General features: G+C 55.4%; 23 protein-coding genes. All 23 read right to left on the minus strand.

Annotated features, from left to right (window positions below; all coding sequences use genetic code 11):
* Window positions 1-783: ATP synthase F1 subunit gamma (atpG, locus tag BRO54_RS01110; protein WP_074042847.1), on the minus strand; the 783-nt coding region annotated here is incomplete at its 3' end.
* 69 nt (window positions 784-852) lie between these two features.
* On the minus strand, window positions 853-2,361 hold the full coding sequence (gene atpA / locus BRO54_RS01115; protein ID WP_074042848.1) for a F0F1 ATP synthase subunit alpha: 1,509 nt from the start codon (window positions 2,359-2,361) through the stop codon (window positions 853-855).
* 24 nt (window positions 2,362-2,385) lie between these two features.
* Window positions 2,386-2,922, minus strand: coding sequence for a F0F1 ATP synthase subunit delta (locus BRO54_RS01120; RefSeq protein WP_074042849.1), 537 nt, complete (start codon window positions 2,920-2,922; stop codon window positions 2,386-2,388).
* The gene (gene atpF, locus BRO54_RS01125; RefSeq protein ID WP_193408800.1) at window positions 2,919-3,452 is read right to left on the minus strand and encodes a F0F1 ATP synthase subunit B; all 534 of its coding nucleotides are present in this window, start codon (window positions 3,450-3,452) and stop codon (window positions 2,919-2,921) included. Before atpF ends, BRO54_RS01120 begins: the two co-directional genes overlap by 4 nt.
* A gap of 120 nt (window positions 3,453-3,572) precedes the next feature.
* On the minus strand, window positions 3,573-3,791 hold the full coding sequence (gene atpE, locus BRO54_RS01130; RefSeq protein ID WP_011232830.1) for a F0F1 ATP synthase subunit C: 219 nt from the start codon (window positions 3,789-3,791) through the stop codon (window positions 3,573-3,575).
* Window positions 3,792-3,862: 71 nt separating this feature from the next.
* Complete coding sequence (gene atpB, locus BRO54_RS01135) at window positions 3,863-4,576, minus strand: F0F1 ATP synthase subunit A (RefSeq protein ID WP_074042851.1); 714 nt, start codon at window positions 4,574-4,576, stop codon at window positions 3,863-3,865.
* A 17-nt stretch (window positions 4,577-4,593) separates the two neighbouring features.
* Window positions 4,594-4,974: an ATP synthase subunit I gene (locus BRO54_RS01140; RefSeq protein ID WP_074042852.1), complete on the minus strand. Its 381-nt coding sequence runs from the start codon at window positions 4,972-4,974 to the stop codon at window positions 4,594-4,596.
* A gap of 4 nt (window positions 4,975-4,978) precedes the next feature.
* Complete coding sequence (locus BRO54_RS01145; protein WP_011232833.1) at window positions 4,979-5,200, minus strand: AtpZ/AtpI family protein; 222 nt, start codon at window positions 5,198-5,200, stop codon at window positions 4,979-4,981.
* Between the two features lie 367 nt (window positions 5,201-5,567).
* A complete protein-coding gene (upp, locus tag BRO54_RS01150) occupies window positions 5,568-6,197 on the minus strand; it encodes a uracil phosphoribosyltransferase (protein WP_033017312.1) in 630 nt (209 codons plus the stop codon).
* 152 nt (window positions 6,198-6,349) lie between these two features.
* Complete coding sequence (gene glyA, locus BRO54_RS01155) at window positions 6,350-7,588, minus strand: serine hydroxymethyltransferase (RefSeq protein WP_074042853.1); 1,239 nt, start codon at window positions 7,586-7,588, stop codon at window positions 6,350-6,352.
* A gap of 92 nt (window positions 7,589-7,680) precedes the next feature.
* Entirely contained in the window at window positions 7,681-8,259 is a 579-nt protein-coding gene (locus tag BRO54_RS01160) for a TIGR01440 family protein (RefSeq protein ID WP_074042854.1), read from the minus strand.
* 472 nt (window positions 8,260-8,731) lie between these two features.
* Entirely contained in the window at window positions 8,732-9,178 is a 447-nt protein-coding gene (rpiB, locus tag BRO54_RS01165) for a ribose 5-phosphate isomerase B (protein WP_074042855.1), read from the minus strand.
* Window positions 9,179-9,275: 97 nt separating this feature from the next.
* Window positions 9,276-10,565 (minus strand): methyl-accepting chemotaxis protein, encoded by a 1,290-nt coding sequence (locus BRO54_RS01170; protein WP_074042856.1) that lies wholly within the window; start codon window positions 10,563-10,565, stop codon window positions 9,276-9,278.
* Window positions 10,566-10,589: 24 nt separating this feature from the next.
* A complete protein-coding gene (locus BRO54_RS01175) occupies window positions 10,590-11,036 on the minus strand; it encodes a low molecular weight protein arginine phosphatase (RefSeq protein ID WP_074042857.1) in 447 nt (148 codons plus the stop codon).
* Between the two features lie 109 nt (window positions 11,037-11,145).
* Entirely contained in the window at window positions 11,146-11,697 is a 552-nt protein-coding gene (locus tag BRO54_RS01180; protein WP_074042858.1) for a manganese efflux pump MntP, read from the minus strand.
* A gap of 180 nt (window positions 11,698-11,877) precedes the next feature.
* Window positions 11,878-12,927 (minus strand): L-threonylcarbamoyladenylate synthase, encoded by a 1,050-nt coding sequence (locus BRO54_RS01185; RefSeq protein ID WP_074042859.1) that lies wholly within the window; start codon window positions 12,925-12,927, stop codon window positions 11,878-11,880.
* A 148-nt stretch (window positions 12,928-13,075) separates the two neighbouring features.
* Window positions 13,076-13,939, minus strand: a complete 864-nt coding sequence (gene spoIIR / locus BRO54_RS01190; RefSeq protein WP_074042950.1) for a stage II sporulation protein R — start codon at window positions 13,937-13,939, stop codon at window positions 13,076-13,078.
* A 59-nt stretch (window positions 13,940-13,998) separates the two neighbouring features.
* Window positions 13,999-14,880 carry a peptide chain release factor N(5)-glutamine methyltransferase gene (gene prmC, locus BRO54_RS01195; RefSeq protein WP_074042860.1) on the minus strand — a complete coding sequence of 294 codons (882 nt, stop codon included), beginning with the start codon at window positions 14,878-14,880 and terminating at the stop codon, window positions 13,999-14,001.
* Complete coding sequence (gene prfA / locus BRO54_RS01200; RefSeq protein ID WP_011232845.1) at window positions 14,870-15,946, minus strand: peptide chain release factor 1; 1,077 nt, start codon at window positions 15,944-15,946, stop codon at window positions 14,870-14,872. Before prfA ends, prmC begins: the two co-directional genes overlap by 11 nt.
* A 95-nt stretch (window positions 15,947-16,041) precedes the next feature.
* Window positions 16,042-16,482 (minus strand): hypothetical protein, encoded by a 441-nt coding sequence (locus BRO54_RS01205; RefSeq protein WP_074042861.1) that lies wholly within the window; start codon window positions 16,480-16,482, stop codon window positions 16,042-16,044.
* 142 nt (window positions 16,483-16,624) lie between these two features.
* The gene (locus tag BRO54_RS01210; RefSeq protein WP_074042862.1) at window positions 16,625-17,248 is read right to left on the minus strand and encodes a thymidine kinase; all 624 of its coding nucleotides are present in this window, start codon (window positions 17,246-17,248) and stop codon (window positions 16,625-16,627) included.
* 163 nt (window positions 17,249-17,411) lie between these two features.
* Window positions 17,412-17,612, minus strand: coding sequence for a 50S ribosomal protein L31 (gene rpmE / locus BRO54_RS01215; RefSeq protein WP_074042863.1), 201 nt, complete (start codon window positions 17,610-17,612; stop codon window positions 17,412-17,414).
* Between the two features lie 257 nt (window positions 17,613-17,869).
* A complete protein-coding gene (rho, locus tag BRO54_RS01220) occupies window positions 17,870-19,144 on the minus strand; it encodes a transcription termination factor Rho (RefSeq protein ID WP_013146620.1) in 1,275 nt (424 codons plus the stop codon).
* Window positions 19,145-19,349: the final 205 nt, after the last annotated feature.

Here is a 19,349-nt window from a genome sequence, read left to right on the forward strand (position 1 = left end):
GGAAAGCGTCAATGTGCGAATGAGCTCGTGCGCGTTGTCGGTCGCGTTCTTCATCGCCGTCATGCGGGCGGCGTGTTCGCTTGCTTTTGCATCGAGCAATGCGCCGTAAATGAGGCTTTCCGCATACTGCGGCAATAACACGTCCAAAATTTCCTCTTGCGACGGTTCAAATTCGTACACCGTGCGCTGCTTATTCTCCGCCAAGTCAGTGAGCGGCAGAAGCTTCCGTTCCGTCACCTCTTGCTGGATCGCGCTCACGTAATGGTTGTAATACATATACAGCTCGTCAAACGTACCGTCGGCGAACAGCCCAACCGTTTTGCGGGCGATTTCTTTAATATCGGCAAACGACGGCTGGTCCGGCAAGCGGGTGATGTCGAGAATGACCGGCATGTTCCGCTTGCGGAAAAAGCTCAACCCGACGCGGCCGATGACGATGATCGCATATTCGTCCGGAGAAGCATGGCGTTTTTGGATCGTTTGGTACACCAAGCGCAACACGTTGCTGTTGTACGCACCAGCCAAGCCGCGGTCCGATGTGATGACCAAATATCCCGTCTTTTTCACCGGGCGCGAAACGAGCATCGGATGTGAAGCGCCGCCGGCGCCAAGCGCCACATTAGCCACGACTTCTTGGATCTTTTCCATGTATGGAACGAACGATTTCGCGTTTTGCTCCGCGCGGTTCAGCTTCGACGTCGAGACCATTTCCATCGCTTTTGTAATTTGGCTTGTCTTCTTCGTCGCGTTGATGCGCGTTTTAATATCGCGTAACGATGCCAAAGGTTTCACCACCTTTTTGCTGCACGGGATCTAACAGGCGTGAGGGGGCGATATGCCCCCGCCGCGGCCTTATTGAGAAACGACAAACGTTTTCTTGAACGCTTCGATCGCTTTATTGAGATCGTCTTCGTTCGGAAGATCTTTCGTCGTGCGGATGTGCTCAAGCAAGTGCTGGCCGTTTTGGTCGAGCCACAAATAAAACTCTTTCTCGAACCGGCGCACATCTTCAACCGGAATATCATCCAAAAAGCCGCGCGTCAACGCATAGATGATCAATACTTGTTTCTCGACCGGAATCGGCTGATGCAAATCTTGCTTCAACACTTCGACCGTGCGCGCCCCGCGGGCGAGCTTCGCTTGCGTCGCCTTGTCGAGGTCGGAACCGAATTGGGCGAATGCTTCCAGCTCACGGTAAGCAGCCAAGTCCAAGCGGAGCGTCCCGGCTACTTTTTTCATCGCTTTGATTTGCGCTGCCCCACCGACGCGCGACACGGACAACCCTGCGTTGATCGCCGGGCGGACGCCGGAGAAGAACAAGTCCGATTGCAAGAAAATTTGCCCGTCCGTAATCGAGATGACGTTCGTCGGAATGTACGCGGAGATGTCGCCCGCTTGCGTTTCGACGAACGGAAGCGCGGTCAAGGAACCGCCGCCTTTGGCATCGCTCAATTTCGCTGCGCGCTCAAGCAGGCGGGAGTGCAAGTAGAAAATATCCCCCGGATACGCTTCACGGCCCGGCGGACGGCGAAGCAAGAGCGACAATTCACGGTATGCCGCGGCTTGTTTCGATAAATCGTCATAGACCACTAACACGTGTTGGCCTTTATACATGAAATACTCGCCCATCGCCACACCGGCATACGGCGCCAAGAACAAAAGCGGAGCCGGCTGCGACGCCGAGGCGGTGACGACGATCGTATAGTCGAGCGCGCCATGTTTGCGGAGCGTTTCGACAACGGTGCGGACCGTCGATTCTTTTTGCCCGATGGCGACGTAAATACAAATCATGTTTTGGTCTTTTTGGTTGATGATCGTGTCAATGGCGACGGACGTTTTCCCCGTTTGCCGGTCGCCGATGATGAGCTCGCGCTGGCCGCGGCCGATCGGCACGAGCGCGTCGATCGCTTTAATCCCGGTTTGCAGCGGCTCATGCACCGATCTCCGGTCCATAACGCCCGGCGCACGGCTTTCAATCGGACGCGTTTCCGTCGTTTCCACCGGCCCCAACCCGTCAACAGGCTGACCGAGCGGGTTAACGACGCGGCCGATGAGCGCTTCCCCGACCGGCACTTCCATGATCCGGCCCGTACGGCGCACTTCGTCCCCTTCTTTAATGCCGGTGTACGGCCCTAAAATAACGATACCGACGTTGTTTTCTTCCAAGTTCAATGCCATGCCCATGACGCCGTTGGCAAACTCGACGAGCTCGCCGGACATGACGTTGTCGAGCCCATGAGCGCGCGCGATCCCGTCGCCGACTTGAATGACGGTGCCGACGTCGCTCACTTGGATTTGCGATTCATAGTTTTCGATCTGCTGCTTAATGAGCGCGCTGATTTCTTCCGCTCGAATGCTCATGCCTTTCACCCCTGTCTTCAAATGTTAGCCGATCAGCTGCCGCCGGATCCGTTCAAGCTGCCCGCTGACGCTGCCGTCGTAAATGCGGTTGCCGATGCGCAGCTTTACGCCGCCAATCAATTCCGGATCAACAATGTTTTCAATGTGAAGCGTTTGTTTCCCGACTTTTTTGGCGAATACATCAGAAAGCGCCTGCCGCTCTTCATCCGTCAACGGCCGCGCCGAATACGCGACCGCCTTGGCGATGCCGCGCGCATCGTTGGCGAGGGTGAGAAACTGTTCCGCCAGCTCGGGCACAAGGCCGAAGCGGTGGCGCTCCAGAAGAAGGAGAAGCGTGTTTTGCACCGGGGTGGACACGCCGGCGAACGCTTCACGGATAAGCGCTTTTTTCTGATCCAAGGAAAGTTTCGGATACGAAAGAAGCGATAAAAACTCGCCGTTTTCCGCCAATGCCTGGCGCACGGCGCGAACATCTTCTTCGATTCGATCAAGCTGTCCTTGTTCGAGCGCGATTTGGAACAGAGCGGACGCATACCGTTTGGCGATCACTTCTTGGTTCATCGCGCTCCTCCTACCTCTTGAACGTCTTTCATGTACGCTTCGATCAGCTTGCGTTGATCTTGCTCGGTCAGCTCTTTTTCAATCACTTTCGAGGCAATCAAGACAGACAACGAGGCCACTTGTTCGCGGAGCGCCGCCATCGCCTGTTCTTTTTCACGCTCGATTTCTTTTTTCGCCGCTTCTTTCACCCGTTCCGCTTCCGCACGGGCCGAGGCGACAATTTGTTCTTTCTGCTCTTCAGCCAGCTTGCGCGCGTTTTCAATGAGCGCTTGCGCTTCTTGGCGCGATTGTTTCATCAGCTCACGCTGCTCCTGAAGCAGTTTTTCCGCTTCTTGACGGCGTTTTTCCGCCTGGTCGATTTCGTTCGCGATATGTTCTTCACGTTGTTTCATGATATTCATTAACGGCTGCCAAGCGAATTTGCGCAGCAAGGCCAGCAAAATAATGAACATCAGCAATTGGTAAATAATCGTGCCGCCGCTGATGCCATGCGCCGCTTCGCCGAGCGCCCATACGTTTGCCTTCCACAACACCGCGTTTCACTCCTTTCGACAACTATCGCATCGACGCGATCTCGCAAAATCGCACATAAAGGAATGGCGAAGGTGGTCGTTGACACGAACTTCGCCATCACTTTCCATATCTATTTCTTATCGACCTAAGTAAATGAACGAGAAGACGACACCGATGATCGGAAGCGCCTCAACCAACGCGACCCCGATGAACATCGTCGTTTGCAAAACCGGACGCAATTCCGGTTGACGTGCAATCCCTTCGATGGTACGGCTGACGATCAACCCGTTGCCGATGCCGGCGCCTAACGCCCCCAAACCTACCGCAATCGCAGCTGCAAGTACACCCAAACTCATGTCGATAGATCCTCCTTCGCAATGTTTAAAGTAATGTTTCATTCAAGTCTTGCTCTAATGAAAAGGAATGCTCAATGGTCATGACTGACCTTATGAGCCATATAAACCATTGTTAACATCGTAAAAATGAACGCCTGAATAGAGCCGACAAAAATGCTGAACGCTTGCCACACCATCATCGGGATGGCTGCGCCAACAGCGCCAAGCACACCGTAATTCGTGCCAAGGCTGGCGAGCAAGCCAAGCAAAATTTCCCCGGCGTAAATGTTCCCGAAAAGACGCAAACCAAGCGTCAGCGTGTTGGCAAACTCTTCGATGATTTTGAGCGGGAACAACCAGGCGACTGGACGGGTGTAATCGCGCAAATATTCGGACGCCCCTTTCATTTTGACGCCATAGTAGTGGGTGAGGGCGACGACCATCACCGCCAGCGTCAACGTAACGGTCGCATCCGCGGTCGGCGATTTCCACCAAAGTTCACCGTTGACATGGACGGAAAACGGCAGTCCAAGCATATTGGCCACAAACACATACATGATGAGCGTGACGCCCAGCGTCAAAAAGCGGCCGCCCGTTTGCCAATCCATCGTGCTGTTAATGATGCCTCTGACAAAGTCAAAGACCCACTCAATAAAGTTTTGCATTCCCGTCGGGCGCAGCTGAAGCGAGCGAGTAGCCGCAACAGCAATGATGAAAACGATCAAACTCGTGATCGTAATCATCAACATATCAGATAAATTAAAAGTAAGGCCTAAAAATTCGACAAGCGGCGCTTCATGTTCCATCATCTCTCACCTCGCTTTCATACCTGCAGCTTGTCGTTTTTCTTGTGAAAGAAGAAATCTATTATAATGACAATGTAGGATGTCATTAATCCCAAAACGGTTGGCACGATATGAAAATATTGCGGATACGTCAGAACAATGACAGCAGCCAACGCGGCAAGCGCCAAACGCGACAAGGTGCCCAATGTACGCACTTTTTTGCGCGCCGCCACTGCTTGTCCGAATTTTTCGATTTTCCAGGTTAAGTTCCAAACCATGAGGAGGCTGATCGATGTGCCGAGAATCAGACTGAGAAAAACGGTTTTATATGGCGTAAACCCAAAGCCGAGCGTATAGATGGCGAGCAAATACAATATGTACCTAACTTGCCGCCAAAACATCGTTTGAAGGCTTCCCATTTCATTACTCCTCAGAGAAATATTGGCGGATCAAGCGCAACATGGCGTACACGCCGGCCGCCAGTCCAAGCAAGAGGCCGACGATCAAAAAGATCGGCTCGGTGCCAAATCGATCATCGATCCATCTCCCGCCGAAAACGCCGACCAAAATCGAACCGACAAGTTGGGAGACGATGGCGGACATCAACGCCATGGCTTGAAACGGGTGGCGCTGCTTTGGGGACATGCCAATGCACCCTTTAAATTTATAATGAAAACCTTCTCAATCTACCCCTTGTAAAGAATACAATACGCCCCCGTCAATGTCAATGTGTTTCCACGTAAAACCTCATTCACATAGGGCAAATATTAATAATTTGTGACAATTTCTCATTTTTTTCTCACAATGATGATGTATAATGGTATATTTTATTTTTAGCCTATTTTCCTTTTCATTATCCTGTATGCTTGGCTTTGCAAACGGAGCGGTTTCCCAGCGCCACCTTTCTGCCGCTCCGGTTCGATGCAAGCGCTTAACCGATGCATGGGCAAGGCACCCTCTCCGCCGCTCGATGGAATGCGAGCCCCGCGCAGAGCGGGGCGTCTTGCAGCCGTTATTTTGTGCCAAACAGCCGGTCACCGGCGTCGCCAAGGCCGGGAACAATATAGCCGTGGTCGTTCAGCCGTTCATCAAGAGCGGCGATGTAAATGTCCACATCCGGGTGGGCCGTCTCCACCGCTTTGACTCCTTCCGGCGCCGCGATCAGGCACATAAATTTAATGCTTTTCGCCCCCCGCTTTTTCAGCGCATCGATCGCCGCCACCGCTGAGCCGCCGGTCGCGAGCATCGGGTCGACGATGATAAAGTCGCGTTCTTCGACATCGCTCGGCAGCTTGACGTAATATTCGACCGGCTTCAATGTCTCCGGATCGCGGTACAAGCCGATATGGCCGACTTTCGCCGCCGGGATGAGCTTTAGGATGCCGTCGACCATGCCGATGCCAGCGCGCAAAATCGGAATGACGCCCAATTTTTTGCCAGCGATCACTTTCGCTTTGGCTTTGCTGACGGGGGTTTCGATCTCGACTTCCTCAAGCGGAAGATCGCGCGTAATTTCAAACGCCATCAACGTCGCCACTTCGTCGACAAGCTCGCGAAATTCTTTCGTGCCCGTATTCTTGTCGCGAATGTAAGTCAATTTATGCTGGATGAGCGGATGGTCAAACACATATACTTTTCCCATAAGTCATCTCCTCTTCCGTATGTATGCGCTGCACTTCTATACATTCTACTGGAAAACGAGCGCCTGTTCAACTGCCGAACGAACGGAAAAAGGCGCACCGCCAAGTCCGGAGGCGGTGCACCGTACGGTTTCGGACGAAGCGGCGGCTGCGCTTAGTCTTGATAGAGCGGGAACTTTTCCGTCAAAGCGGCGACGCGTTGGCGCGCTTCCTCAAGCGCTTGTTCGCTGCCGACGTTTTTCAGCACAAGGCCGATGATGGCGGCGATTTCGTCCATCTCTTCCAATCCGAAGCCGCGCGTCGTGACCGCGGCCGTGCCGATGCGGATACCGCTTGTGACAAACGGACTTTCCGGATCGTACGGAATCGTGTTTTTATTGACCGTAATCCCAACCTCATCGAGCACTTTCTCCGCCGTTTTCCCGGTCAGCTGCTGCGGGCGCAAATCGACAAGCAGCAAATGGTTGTCCGTGCCGCCGGAAATGAGGGTGAATCCTTCGTTTTGCAAGGCGGAAGCGAGCCGTTGGGCATTCTCCACGACGCGCTTCGCGTAGATTTTAAAGTCGTCTTGCAACGCTTCGCCGAGCGCGACGGCTTTGGCGGCAATGACATGCATAAGCGGGCCGCCTTGAATGCCAGGGAAAATCGCTTTGTCGATCTGTTTGGCGAACTGCTCCTGGCATAAAATCATCCCGCCGCGCGGACCGCGCAGCGTTTTGTGCGTCGTCGTCGTGACAAAATGGGCGTACGGCACCGGATTCGGATGAACACCTGCCGCAACAAGACCGGCAATATGGGCCATGTCAACCATTAAATAGGCGCCGACTTCATCGGCAATCTCGCGGAACTTGGCGAAGTCGATGATGCGCGGATAGGCGCTCGCGCCGGCGACGATCAACTTCGGCCGGTGAAGGCGCGCTTTTTCGCGCACGTCGTCATAGTCAATGACATGCGTTTCCGGATCGACGCCGTATTCGACAAAATTGTACTGAATGCCGCTGAAATTGACCGGGCTGCCGTGCGTCAAATGGCCGCCGTGCGACAAGTTCATGCCAAGCACCGTGTCGCCGTGCTCAAGAACGGTGAAATAAACGGCCATGTTCGCCTGCGCCCCCGAGTGCGGCTGGACGTTCGCATGCTCCGCCCCAAACAACTGCTTCGCCCGCTCGCGCGCCAAATCTTCGACGATGTCGACATATTCACAACCGCCGTAGTAGCGGCGTCCCGGATAGCCTTCCGCATATTTGTTCGTCAGCACCGACCCTTGCGCTTCCATGACCGCGCGGCTGACAAAGTTTTCCGAGGCGATCAGTTCAATTTTCGCATGTTGCCGCTTCCGCTCCTGCTCAATGGCGGCGAACACTTGCGGATCTTGTTGTGGCAAGTAATTCATCAATAGCTCCCCCTTATGCGAAATCAGTGAATATTCGTTTTTATTTTATCAGCTTCAGCTAGGCAAATTCAAAGAAAAAATGAATGAAATCGCTAGAAAGAACAGGAATCATTCGGATTTTCCAAAGAGTAGACCGCGCGGGCGCCGCCAATCAGCTTCGGCCGCGTTTTCGCCAGCGTCACGCACGCCGATCCAATGTGCTTCATCGAAACGCGCACGGGAACGGCGACCGGCTTCAAATGCATGCCGATGAGTGTATGGCCGATGTCAATGCCGGCATCGGCGCGAATCGCCTCGACGACAACCGGGTCGTCGAGCTTTCGATAAGCGTAGGCGGCCATCGCCCCACCCGCTTTCGGCACCGGAACGACCGAAACAATCTCAAGCCCGTGAGCTTTGGCGGTTTCCCGTTCGACAACAAGCGCCCGATTTAAATGTTCGCAACATTGAAACGCGAGCGCAATGCCGGTTTCGCGCCGCCACGCGTCAAGCTCGGCAAACAGCATGGCGGCAACGTCCATCGATCCGGCCGTGCCGATCCGCTCGCCAAGCACCTCGCTCGTGCTGCAGCCGATCACAACGATGTCGCCACGGCCAAGCGGCGCCTGTTTGCGAAACTCACGCAAGATGGCTTGCCATTGCTGCCGCCATTCGGTCAATCGTGCGTCCATGTCCTCTCCCCTCCTTCGCTCGTTTTTATCCACGCCGCCCTTGACGAACACTGGCACTTTCGACGGTGGTTCGTCAAAACCGAGTCCGGCTCCGGAGATGCCTGCGATGCTCACGAATATGGAGTTTTCCTAGAAGGCTGGTGAAAAAACAACCGTTTCCCCTAAATCGACAGTTCTCAAGTGAAGAGAAGGGCAAGATTTACAAGTTTTTTCAATTTGAGAAACGTCACCGTTGAACTGCATTTTCCGTTAAATCACCGGCCTCCTAGAAGAGCGGTGAAAAACAACCATTTCCCCTCAATCGATCGCTTTTGAGCAAAGCGAAGAGCAACTTTTATAGGGTTTCTTGAGTTGCACTTCTTGCTGCCGCCATCCTCATGAAGCAAGACGCCCACGGCCGGCATGGGGCCGCGCGGCGCCTTCCGCTCATGGCCCGCAGGCCGCATCAGCTCCGATGCGGCCTCGGTTCGACCTACAAATGCTTGTTTTCATAGTCGGCGATTTTGCCGATCCGCCGCGCATGGCGCCCGCCTTCAAATTCGGTCTCAAGCCATGCCTTGGCGATTTCACGCGCCAAGCCGGGGCCGATGACGCGCTCGCCCATCGCGAGAATGTTGCTGTCGTTATGCATGCGCGTCAGCTTGGCGCTGTAGACGTCGTGGCAAAGGGCGCAGCGCACCCCTTTCACTTTGTTGGCGGCGATCGTCATGCCGATGCCGGTGCCACAGATCAAAATGCCGCGGTCAAATTCGCCGCGCGCCACTTTTTCAGCGACCGGAAACGCGTAATCCGGGTAATCGACCGATGTTTCACAGTCGCAGCCAAAATCGGTGTACTCGATTCCCATTTCATCCAACAGCGCTTTAATTTCTTCACGAATGCGAATTCCACCATGGTCAGAAGCAATGGCGACTTTCATCACTTTCGGGCGAGGAGCCCCCGACTTCTAAGCGATAGCGAAAGCCAGGGAGGAATCGCCCTTCCTCCTTTCGATGAATCATGTGCTCGCACGTGCATCAGCGGGCACGGAACTGGGCGACAGCCGCCTGCAATTGTTCGGCCTGTTCAACCAACTCGCCAGCCAGTTTATGCACATCGCTGATCGATGCGGCCTGCTCCTCGGTCGCCGCCGCGACTTCGAGCGCACCGGCGGACGTCTGCTCGGCGATCGCCGCCACTTCTTGCGTCTGCGCCGCGGCTCGCTCCATATGCCCCATTTGGCGCTTCGCCAACTCAGCGATGTCATGGACGGCACGGATCACTTCATCGGCCGAGGCCGCCATGGCCGCGATGGCCTCATTCGTGCGCTCCCCTTTCGCCGCCTCGGTGTTTGCGGCGGCCACCTGCTTGTCCATTTGCGCCACCACACGGGCGACTTCGTTTTGAATGTTGCCGACCAGTCCCGCGATTTGCTTGACCGCCTTGGCGCTCTCATCAGCCAGCTTGCGCACTTCCTCGGCGACGACGGCAAACCCCCGGCCGTGCTCGCCGGCGCGGGCTGCCTCAATGGAAGCATTGAGCGCAAGTAAGTTCGTCTGTTCAGCAATGTCAGCGACAAGCAACGTAATGTTGCCGATTTGATTGGCATGTTCTTCGAGCTGCTTGACAGCCGCCCGCGACAGTTCTTGATTGTCAGCCAGCTGATCGATGCCGCTGACAAGCGAATGGGTGATATCGCGGCTTGCCTTCAGCGTTTTGGCCATCTCATATACCGACTGTTCCGCACGCTCGGCCGTTTCTTTTACTTGTACTGCGATGGCGAGCACATCCTCGGCCGCCGCAGCCGCTTCTTGGATCGCCTCCGCCGAGGCCGCCGCCCCTTTGGAAATGTCGTCAATGGTCGCTGCGATATCGCGTGCACGGCTTGACGCTGTTTCGGACGCCTGCCTCATTTCCGCCGTCTTTTCATTCGTGCGCGCCGCATTTTCTTCCACGTTGGCGACGACCGCGCGCAAATGGCCGAGCATCCGGTTGAACGCGACAGCCAACGAGCGAATTTCGTCATTGGAAGAGGGCAACGGAACATCCTCATCGATATGCCCTTCCGTCGCCTTTGCCGCCGCTTCCTCGAGCCGCTGCAGCGGCCTTGTAATCCAGCCAGCGGCAAAATAGGCAAGCACCCCGGACCAAAAAATGCCAAGGAGCAACACGACCATCGTGAACACGCTTTTGTTCCATGATGCAAACCACTGATCGTGCAAAACGTACAAGAAAAAGGCGCTCGTTGAATAGGTGATCAGCGCCAACGCTGTCGTAAAAACGACGAGCTTTAGGCGCAAGCCGAACCGGTGACTTGTCCCCCCCATTGTGTTCCCCCTCACTTGTCAACATCATTGTTCTGCTTGCAACTTTTCCGCCAGGCGGTCAATGAGCCTCTCCAGCTCATCGCGCGCCGCCCGGTACGCTTCAACCGGTCCGCCGAACGGGTCGGCGATGTCGCCGTCTGTTCCCGAGACGAACTGCTTCAACGTAAACGTTTTGTCCTTCGCCTCTGGGAAGCGCTCGACGATCATTTCTTTATGGCCGGATGTCATCGCCAGCACGTGCGTCGCCCAGTCGATATGCTCTTTTTTCAGCTGCGAGGAGCGATGGGCCGCTTCGATTCCTTTTTCCTTCAACACCGTCTTGGCATGGACCGACGCCTCGCTTCCTTCCGCCGCAAACACGCCGGCCGATTTCACCTCGACGCCTGGCAGCTGCTTATTCTCCAACAATGCAGCGGCCATCGGGCTCCGGCACGTATTGCCCGTGCAGACGAACAAAATGCGGTATGGCATACAACCACCTCTTCACATCAATGACTTACCATCAATATACCATAGGGAAAAGAGCAAAAAAAGCAGGCAGTCCGCTTTTTTCCACTGAAGGAAAACCGCCTGCCGCCGTTTATAGAAAAAGCAGCTTGAGCCCGAACGCCAGCAAAATGCTGCCGCCGAGCGCTTCGCTGTAAGAACCGAGCCATTGCTGAAAATGGCGGCCGACAAAAAGCCCAACCCATGTCAGCACCATGCTGAACAGACCAAACAGCAAAATCGTCACCATCGTCCGCGCTCCGAAAATGCCAAGGCTCAGCCCGACGGAAAAGCTGTCTAGGCTGACGCTGAACGCAAAAAAAAGCAACCCCACCCCGCGCGGAAACAGCGGCGAGCCGTCGTCCCTCCGGAACGAGGCGATGATCATTTGCACGCCAAGCCATAACAGCAGCGCCCCGCCCGCGTATGTCGCGACGCTTCCGAACTCGCGCGACAGCAGGCGGCCGACCGCCATGCCAGCAAGCGGCATGAGAATATGAAACAAGCCGATCGTCAACCCGATATAAAACATTTGCCGCAGCCGGAGGCGCAACAGCCCCATTCCTAAAGCGACTGAAAACGCGTCCATGCCCAGCGCCAGCGCCATCATTGACAGCGCGATGATTTCGCCGATGAATGCGCCCATGTTTCTTCCCTCCCGGACCGGCCTTATTGCTAACATATGCACGTCCAGGGCGGTTTAGAAGCAGGCGGGCAGCCAATGGGCGCCGCCTGATTGACGGGCGGACGGAAAAGAAAAAACCGGTTCGCAACAGACCGGTTTGGCGTTTGGAAACGGCATCCCCCAAGGCAGGCGGCCGCCCTTTCATTTCCGCTGTTCGCTGATGACGCGTCCGCCGGCTGCTTTGCGGAGCCGGTTCATGATCGCGGCGCCGATTCCTTCTTCCGGAAACGCCTCGCTGTAAATGAGATCGACGTTCGTTTCATCAAATCGGCGCAGCGTGTCGTACAGCCGGCTCGCGACCGTCTCAAGCGCCTGGCGCATTCCGCACGGCAGCACGACATCGGCCGCATACTGATCCCGATTTTCCTCGGTCGTCAACACGCCGACCGTTTTCCCTTCCGCCCGGCTTTCATCGACAAGCCGCTGCAAAAACGCGGGCGGGCCGGCGACGATCCAAAGCGGCGCTTTCGGCGCATAATGCGTATATTTCATCCCCGGCGCTTTCGGCGCCGCCTCGTCGTCCACAGCAGCGGCCTCTTCAACGCGGCCGATCGCCTCAATAAGCGCCTCTTTCGTCACCCCTCCCGGGCGCAAAATCGTCGGCACGTCCCCACTGCAATCGAGCACCGTCGATTCGACGCCCACGCCGGTCGGCCCGCCGTCGATCACCCCGGCGATCCGCCCGTCTAAATCGGCGAGCACGTGCGCCGCCGTCGTCGGACTCGGCCTTCCTGACCGGTTCGCGCTCGGGGCGGCCAACGCCAAGCCGCTCGCCTCGATCAACGCCAGCGCCAGCGGGTGATCCGGCATGCGCACCGCCACCGTCGGCAGCCCGGCCGTCACCCGTTCAGACACCGCTCCGGCCCGTTTTGGCAATACTAACGTGAGCGGCCCCGGCCAAAACCGCTCCATCAATGTTTTCGCCACCGTCGGGATCGAAGCAGCCACCGCCTCCGCTTGCGCGATATGAGCGACGTGCACGATGAGCGGATTGTCGCTCGGCCGCCCTTTGGCGGCGAAAATTTTTTCCACCGCCGCCGTATTGGCCGCATCGGCCCCCAACCCGTACACCGTTTCTGTCGGGAATGCGATGACTTCCCCGGCCCGTAGCCATTCAACCGCCTCTCGTATTTGTGGATAAACTTGCCGTTTATCAACAATATTATCCACAACCCAAACACGCGTTTTCAATCGTTTCACCTTCTCTATTGCCGTGATTCGCCTTGAAAATGGCGGCTTTTTTTACAAGCGTCAGATCCGCCGCCCGACGCCTTTCCACAGTTATACACAAATTGTGAATAAACTTGTTATTTTTGTGGATAACTTTGTGGATAGATGCTTATGGAATGAGATGGCTGAGCCACTCTTTGAAGAAAAATTTTACTTCCACCGGCTGTTCCGGCTCGACCATGACGGCGAAGGACGATTCTTGATCATCAGTGTGCCCTTTGTCCTTCTCGCCATCCGCATGGGCGGAAGAAGCGGCGCGATCTTCGGTTTCCACCATTGCGGTCCTCTCCTCTTTCGATTCATCCGGTTCGGCGACCCGCTCGCCGCTTCGCATCGCCTCAGCTTCCGCTTCGGCCGACTCGCTGTTTTGCTTCGACCCGGCTTCCATTGACCGGACGCTCTCAGCCGACACCGGTTCATTCGTTCCTGCAGGCGATCGGTTCGCCGCCATCATCACCGCATCGCTGTTGGAAAAATCGAGAAAACAAAGCGGCGGGAACAGAACACACCACCAGTTTGCTCCTTTTCCTTCCCCAAGCGTGATCAGCACGGCATCATAGATGCCAGCCGGATATACGTAGTTGCCGTACACTTTCGTCGGAAAATGAACCGGGCCAAACTCCACTTTGTACGTTTGATCGCTTTGTTCATCGCGCAACACGCGGGCGACCGTCTGCTCGATGTCCGGCAGGTGGGAGCGAATGACGCGCTTTGCTTCCTCAAACGAAGTGAGTTCGGCCACCCAGCCGTTGATTTGCGCATTGACCGCATCACGCACTTTTCGCTTCAATTGTTGGTCTTCATCGGCGTCGCTGTTGGCTAAAATGCGCAGGCGGATTGCCTCATCAGGGATGGCGACCGCCGCGTTCGCCCCGGCGTCCGTCTTGTGGCCGTACAGCTCGACGAGTACGCCTGTCGTTAATAGAATGATATATAAACATATAGCAATGGCATTTCCTTTGATGGTCATCATCGGCACCGTCCTTTCACCTTTCATTGTGGACGGCGCCGCTCGTTTTTAAACCTATCAATCTAACACTTTTTCCCGTTTTTCGGCCGCGTCATGTACACCATCCGGTCTTTGCCGTTGAGGTCAAAATCAACTTCCACTTCGGCTTCTGGAAACGCTGCGGCCAAGAGCGCCGCCACTGCTTCCCCTTGCCCGGCGCCGACTTCAAAAGCGGCAAGCGCCGGCGCACCGAGCACAAGCGGCAGCTCGCGGGCGAAGCGGCGGTAAAAATCAAGCCCGTCGCGGCCGCCAAAGAGCGCCGTGTGCGGCTCATAGTTTTTGACGACCGGGGAAAGCATAGCGGCGTCCGTCTCTGGAATGTACGGCGGATTGGAAACGACGACATCGACCGTCCGCCCCATGACAATGAACGGCTGCAGCAAATCGCCGCACAAAAATGAAACGTTCGCCCCGAGCCGCCGGGCGTTTTCACGGGCGACCGCGAGCGCTTCTGTGGAAATGTCGATTGCCGTCACGGACAGCGCTTTGTTCTCCAGCGCCAATGTCACGGCGATCGCCCCGCTGCCAGTGCCGACGTCAACGACATCGATCCGCTTCCGACCAGCAAATAGGCGCGGCACCCGCTTTAGGACGCCAAGCACAAGTTCTTCCGTTTCCGGGCGCGGGATTAACACATGGCGGTTGACAAGAAACGGCCGGCCGTAAAACGATTCATAGCCGATCAAATATTGAATCGGCACATGGTCCACCGCATGGCGGCGCACATCGGCCGCAAACCGTTCATATACCGCTTCGTCGACCGGCTCGCGCCAGCGGGCGAACAGCCCGGCCCGATCGGTGCGCAAATGGTGGCACAATAGCCACTCCGCCGCCCGCTCCTCTTTTCCGTGGGCGCGCAAAAAAGAAGAAGCCCAGGCGAGGACTTCATGTACGTTACGACGCATCGTTCGCTTGCTCCAATTTTTTCGCTTGGTCGTCCAAAATGAGCGCCTCGATGATTTCATCCAAATGCCCATCGAGCACTTGATCGAGCTTTTGGATCGTCAGTCCGATGCGGTGGTCGGTGACGCGGTTTTGCGGGAAGTTGTACGTGCGAATGCGTTCAGAACGATCGCCGGTGCCGACAGCTTGCTTGCGCGTTTGGTCGTATTCAGCGCGCGCTTCTTGCTGGTATTTATCGTAAATGCGGGCGCGCAATACTTTCATCGCTTTTTCTTTGTTTTTGATTTGCGATTTTTCGTCTTGGCACGTGACGACAATGCCGGTCGGAATATGGGTGAGGCGCACGGCCGACATCGTCGTGTTGACGCTTTGCCCGCCCGGTCCGCTTGAGGCGAACGTGTCGACGCGAATGTCTTTTTCATTGATTTCGACTTCGATTTCTTCCATCTCCGGCAGGCAGGCGACCGTCGCCGTCGACGTATGGATGCGCCCGCCTGACTCCGTTTCCGGGACGCGCTGGACGCGGTGCGCGCCGTTTTCAAACTTCAGTTTTGAATACGCCCCTTTGCCGTTGATCATAAAAATGATTTCTTTATAGCCGCCGAGGCCGGTCGGGCTCGCTTCGATCACTTCCGTCTTCCACCCTTGCGATTCCGCATAGCGCGTATACATCCGGTACAAGTCGCCGGCAAATAGCGCCGCCTCTTCGCCGCCGGCGGCCGCGCGGATTTCCATAATGACGTTTTTCTCATCGTTCGGATCTTTCGGCAAGAGCAACACTTTCAGCTTTTCAACGAGCGCCTCTTCCCGTTCTTCCAGTTCGCCGATTTCCTCTTTCACCATCTCGCGCAGCTCCGGCTCCAGCTTTTCTTCGAGCATCGCTTTCGCTTCGGCCAGCTGCTCGCGAACCGATTTGTATTCGCGGTACGTTTGCACCGTTTCTTCCAAATCCGCCTGCTCTTTGGAATAATCGCGCAGCTTTTTCGGATCGTTGATGACATCGGGGTCCATCAACAGTTCATTGAGCTTTTCATACCGTTGCTCCACAGCTTCCAACCGGTCAAACACATCATTCACCTCTGTTTTTCCCACACAGTCTAATTTTAGATTATAGCATGAAATGAAGCCAAACAAAAACCCCCGCTTTTGGCAAGCGGGAGCTCTCAGTTGACGCGCACGATGATCTCGTATGTCGGGATCGCTTTTGTCAGCAGCTTGTCAATGCGTTGCGCCTCGCGCTGCCGCTCCTCGTCAGACAGCTCTTCCGGCACATCGACCGTCACATACATATTGCCGCCGTGAAACCAGATGGAGTCGGCGTGGTAATCGGTGTACCGCTCAATGAGTTGCGCTGCCTTGCGCGTATCGGCGCGCTGGTTTTCGCTTCCTTCGGTCAAGCTGATAAAATTCGGGTTTTGCCGCACCTTTTCCGGATCGTCGAAGTTGTTGTACAAGTCGCGGTCGGCGTCGATTTTCGGCCGCCCGTCCGTCATCAGCCGCGCGCCGTTTTTGTCCTCGCTTTGCTGGCGGTAGGACGGATGATCCGGATTCAACGAACAGGCCGAAAGCAGTAAGATCATTCCTAACAGCCAGATGCGTCTCATCCTTTTTCGCCTCCTTAGCTGTTAGGATGTCCATGACCGCCATTGATGATACGTAGTAAGCCTTGAACGCTCTCTCACCTACGCAAACGCGTAGAGGTGGGAGATTGTAAACGATCGAACAACATCGATGATCGCCTCACCGTCACTCACCCGTATGTCCAGCAAGCGGGCGGTTGTACCGCTTTTTCGGTTTGCCGGGCACCTCGTGGTGATGGCGGCAGCGCGGCTCATACGCTTCACTGGCGCCGACGAGAATCACCGGATCGTCATAAGAGGCGGGCGCACCGTTAATGAGCCGCTGCGTCCGGCTGGCCGGGGAACCGCATACCGTGCAAACCGCCTGCAGCTTCGTCACCGACTCAGCGATCGCCATCAGCGCCGGCACGGGGCCAAACGGTTCGCCGCGAAAATCTTGGTCGAGCCCGGCGGCGATGACGCGGTAGCCGCAATCAGCGAGCGTTTGGACCACATCGATGATGTCGTCGGAAAAAAACTGCACTTCATCGATGGCGACGACGTCGGTGGCGGCGGAAATGTAGCGGAACATTTCCGCCGGCGTCGCGACCGGAATGGCGATCACCGAATTGCCGTTGTGCGACACGACTGCGTCTTCGCTATAACGATTGTCGATCGTCGGTTTGAACACTTTCACTTCCTGCTTGGCAAACTGAGCGCGGCGGACGCGGCGAATCAATTCTTCTGATTTGCCGGAAAACATGCAGCCGCAAATGACCTCAAGCCAGCCGGACTGCGTCATCACGTACATCGGGGCCTCTCCTTTCACACAACACTGTCCTCAAACCATCGGCCGCTCCTTGCCGTCTGCCATCGCGACGATCAGCGGGATCAGCCTTATAAGCAACCGGCCTTCCATCTGCTCTCACGAAAAAGCAGGCAAGTTTCGCTTGCCTGCTTTCGTCAATTCTTGTTTACTTAATGCCGTATTTTTTATTGAACTTATCCACGCGGCCCGCTGCCGTAACAAATTTTTGTTTGCCCGTGAAGAACGGATGGCATTCCGAGCAAATCTCCACGCGCAGCTCGTCTTTGACCGAACCGCTTTCGAATTCGTTGCCGCATGCGCAACGGACGATGACTTTTTTGTACTCTGGATGGATGCCTTGTTTCATCGTTTTCATCTCCTTCCGCCCTGTATCTTATCGAAACAGAGTGATTCGTAGCATGGAACGCTTCATGCTTATGCGCGCCCGCCCGTTTGGCAAGGCGCAGCGCATGGAACAGCCGGGACTCCACCGAAGCGAACCCGGCCGGTGCAAATCACGGATCGCACAAACAGAAAGGCGATAGCCAAAACACACATGTTAAGATTATAACAGCTTTTCTGTCAGTTTGCAACGGGCGATTCGCGGCAAATTCCGCCAACCGCCTAGAGGCGGAGCGGGCCGCCCTGTTTCCATTCCTGATCGAGCAAGGCGAAAAACTCTTCGTTTGACTTCGTCCGGCGCAATTTGTTCAAAAACCGCTCGATAAAGTCGGGCGAATCGGCCATCGTTTTGCGGATCGCCCACAGCTTTTCCAAATGTTCTTTCGGGATAAGCAGCTCCTCTTTGCGCGTTCCCGAGCGGCGAATGTCGATCGCCGGAAAAATGCGGCGCTCGGCGAGCGAGCGGTCAAGATGGAGCTCCATATTGCCGGTGCCTTTAAATTCCTCGTAAATGACGTCATCCATGCGCGATCCGGTGTCAATGAGGGCGGTCGCCAAAATCGTCAAGCTGCCGCCTTCTTCGATGTTGCGCGCCGCGCCGAAAAACCGCTTCGGACGGTGGAACGCCGCCGGGTCGATCCCGCCGGAGAGCGTGCGTCCGCTCGGCGGAATGACTAAGTTGTACGCCCGAGCAAGGCGGGTGATGCTGTCCATTAAAATGACGACGTCGCGCTTATGCTCGACTAGCCGCATCGCCCGTTCTAAGACAAGCTCGGCCACTTTAATATGGTTTTCCGGCACCTCATCAAACGTCGAGCTGACGACGTCGCCTTGCACCGACCGCTCGATGTCGGTCACTTCTTCCGGCCGTTCGTCAATGAGCAAAACGATCAGCTCGACATCCGGGTGGTTCGTGGTGATGCTGTTGGCGATTTCCTTCAGCAGCATCGTCTTCCCCGCTTTCGGCGGCGCGACGATCAACCCGCGCTGGCCAAAGCCGACGGGAGCGATCAAGTCGATGATGCGGGTCGACAGCTTGTCCGGCGTTGTCTCCAGCTTCATTTGCCGATTCGGGTAAAGCGGCGTCAACGCTGGAAAGTGAACGCGCTCCTTGGCGACTTCCGGGTCTTCTCCGTTGACCGCTTCGACATGAAGCAAGCCGAAGTAGCGTTCATTTTCTTTCGGCGGCCGCACTTTGCCGGATACTTTATCCCCGTTGCGCAAATCAAAACGGCGGATTTGGGAAGCGGAAATGTAAATGTCTTCCGAGCTCGGGGAATAGTTGATCGGGCGCAAAAAGCCGAATCCTTCCGACGGAATGATTTCGAGGATGCCTTCCATGAAAAAGAGGCCGTCTTGTTCGGCACGCGCTTTCAAAATGGCAAAAATAAGCTCCTTTTTCGTCAACTTGCTGTAGTATGAAATTTTGTATTGTCTGGCGAGCTCATACAGCTCCTTCAATTTCATGTTTTCTAATGCTGCTAACGTTAATTCCATCTTGACACCACACTTTGCAAATTTTCCTATTCTCCCATCGTTCGTGTTCGGACGTATTTGTCATCAATTCGACAGGCGAAGGGATTCATTTCGAAGATGATGAAGGCTGAAATGAAATAAAGAAGTAGAATGGCAGAGCTTATTTTTGCACAAGTAACACGACTATTTTACCCTTTTTTCTTCTTTTTAATCAATATTTTTTTGT

Origin of the sequence: Geobacillus proteiniphilus (genome assembly GCF_001908025.1) — a bacterium.
Taxonomy (GTDB): domain Bacteria; phylum Bacillota; class Bacilli; order Bacillales; family Anoxybacillaceae; genus Geobacillus; species Geobacillus proteiniphilus.

What these genes read in the sequence shown, in the direction of transcription:
- atpA (WP_074042848.1), bottom strand. Translation starts at nt 2,361, where the DNA reads ATGAGCATTCGAGCGGAAGAAATCAGCGCGCTCATTAAGCAGCAGATC.
- BRO54_RS01120 (WP_074042849.1), bottom strand. Translation starts at nt 2,922, where the DNA reads ATGAACCAAGAAGTGATCGCCAAACGGTATGCGTCCGCTCTGTTCCAA.
- atpE (WP_011232830.1), bottom strand. Translation starts at nt 3,791, where the DNA reads ATGAGTTTGGGTGTACTTGCAGCTGCGATTGCGGTAGGTTTGGGGGCG.
- atpB (WP_074042851.1), bottom strand. Translation starts at nt 4,576, where the DNA reads ATGGAACATGAAGCGCCGCTTGTCGAATTTTTAGGCCTTACTTTTAAT.
- BRO54_RS01140 (WP_074042852.1), bottom strand. Translation starts at nt 4,974, where the DNA reads ATGGGAAGCCTTCAAACGATGTTTTGGCGGCAAGTTAGGTACATATTG.
- BRO54_RS01145 (WP_011232833.1), bottom strand. Translation starts at nt 5,200, where the DNA reads ATGTCCCCAAAGCAGCGCCACCCGTTTCAAGCCATGGCGTTGATGTCC.
- upp (WP_033017312.1), bottom strand. Translation starts at nt 6,197, where the DNA reads ATGGGAAAAGTATATGTGTTTGACCATCCGCTCATCCAGCATAAATTG.
- glyA (WP_074042853.1), bottom strand. Translation starts at nt 7,588, where the DNA reads ATGAATTACTTGCCACAACAAGATCCGCAAGTGTTCGCCGCCATTGAG.
- BRO54_RS01160 (WP_074042854.1), bottom strand. Translation starts at nt 8,259, where the DNA reads ATGGACGCACGATTGACCGAATGGCGGCAGCAATGGCAAGCCATCTTG.
- rpiB (WP_074042855.1), bottom strand. Translation starts at nt 9,178, where the DNA reads ATGAAAGTCGCCATTGCTTCTGACCATGGTGGAATTCGCATTCGTGAA.
- BRO54_RS01170 (WP_074042856.1), bottom strand. Translation starts at nt 10,565, where the DNA reads ATGGGGGGGACAAGTCACCGGTTCGGCTTGCGCCTAAAGCTCGTCGTT.
- BRO54_RS01175 (WP_074042857.1), bottom strand. Translation starts at nt 11,036, where the DNA reads ATGCCATACCGCATTTTGTTCGTCTGCACGGGCAATACGTGCCGGAGC.
- BRO54_RS01180 (WP_074042858.1), bottom strand. Translation starts at nt 11,697, where the DNA reads ATGGGCGCATTCATCGGCGAAATCATCGCGCTGTCAATGATGGCGCTG.
- spoIIR (WP_074042950.1), bottom strand. Translation starts at nt 13,939, where the DNA reads ATGATGACCATCAAAGGAAATGCCATTGCTATATGTTTATATATCATT.
- prmC (WP_074042860.1), bottom strand. Translation starts at nt 14,880, where the DNA reads ATGCGTCGTAACGTACATGAAGTCCTCGCCTGGGCTTCTTCTTTTTTG.
- BRO54_RS01205 (WP_074042861.1), bottom strand. Translation starts at nt 16,482, where the DNA reads ATGAGACGCATCTGGCTGTTAGGAATGATCTTACTGCTTTCGGCCTGT.
- BRO54_RS01210 (WP_074042862.1), bottom strand. Translation starts at nt 17,248, where the DNA reads ATGTACGTGATGACGCAGTCCGGCTGGCTTGAGGTCATTTGCGGCTGC.
- rpmE (WP_074042863.1), bottom strand. Translation starts at nt 17,612, where the DNA reads ATGAAACAAGGCATCCATCCAGAGTACAAAAAAGTCATCGTCCGTTGC.
- rho (WP_013146620.1), bottom strand. Translation starts at nt 19,144, where the DNA reads ATGGAATTAACGTTAGCAGCATTAGAAAACATGAAATTGAAGGAGCTG.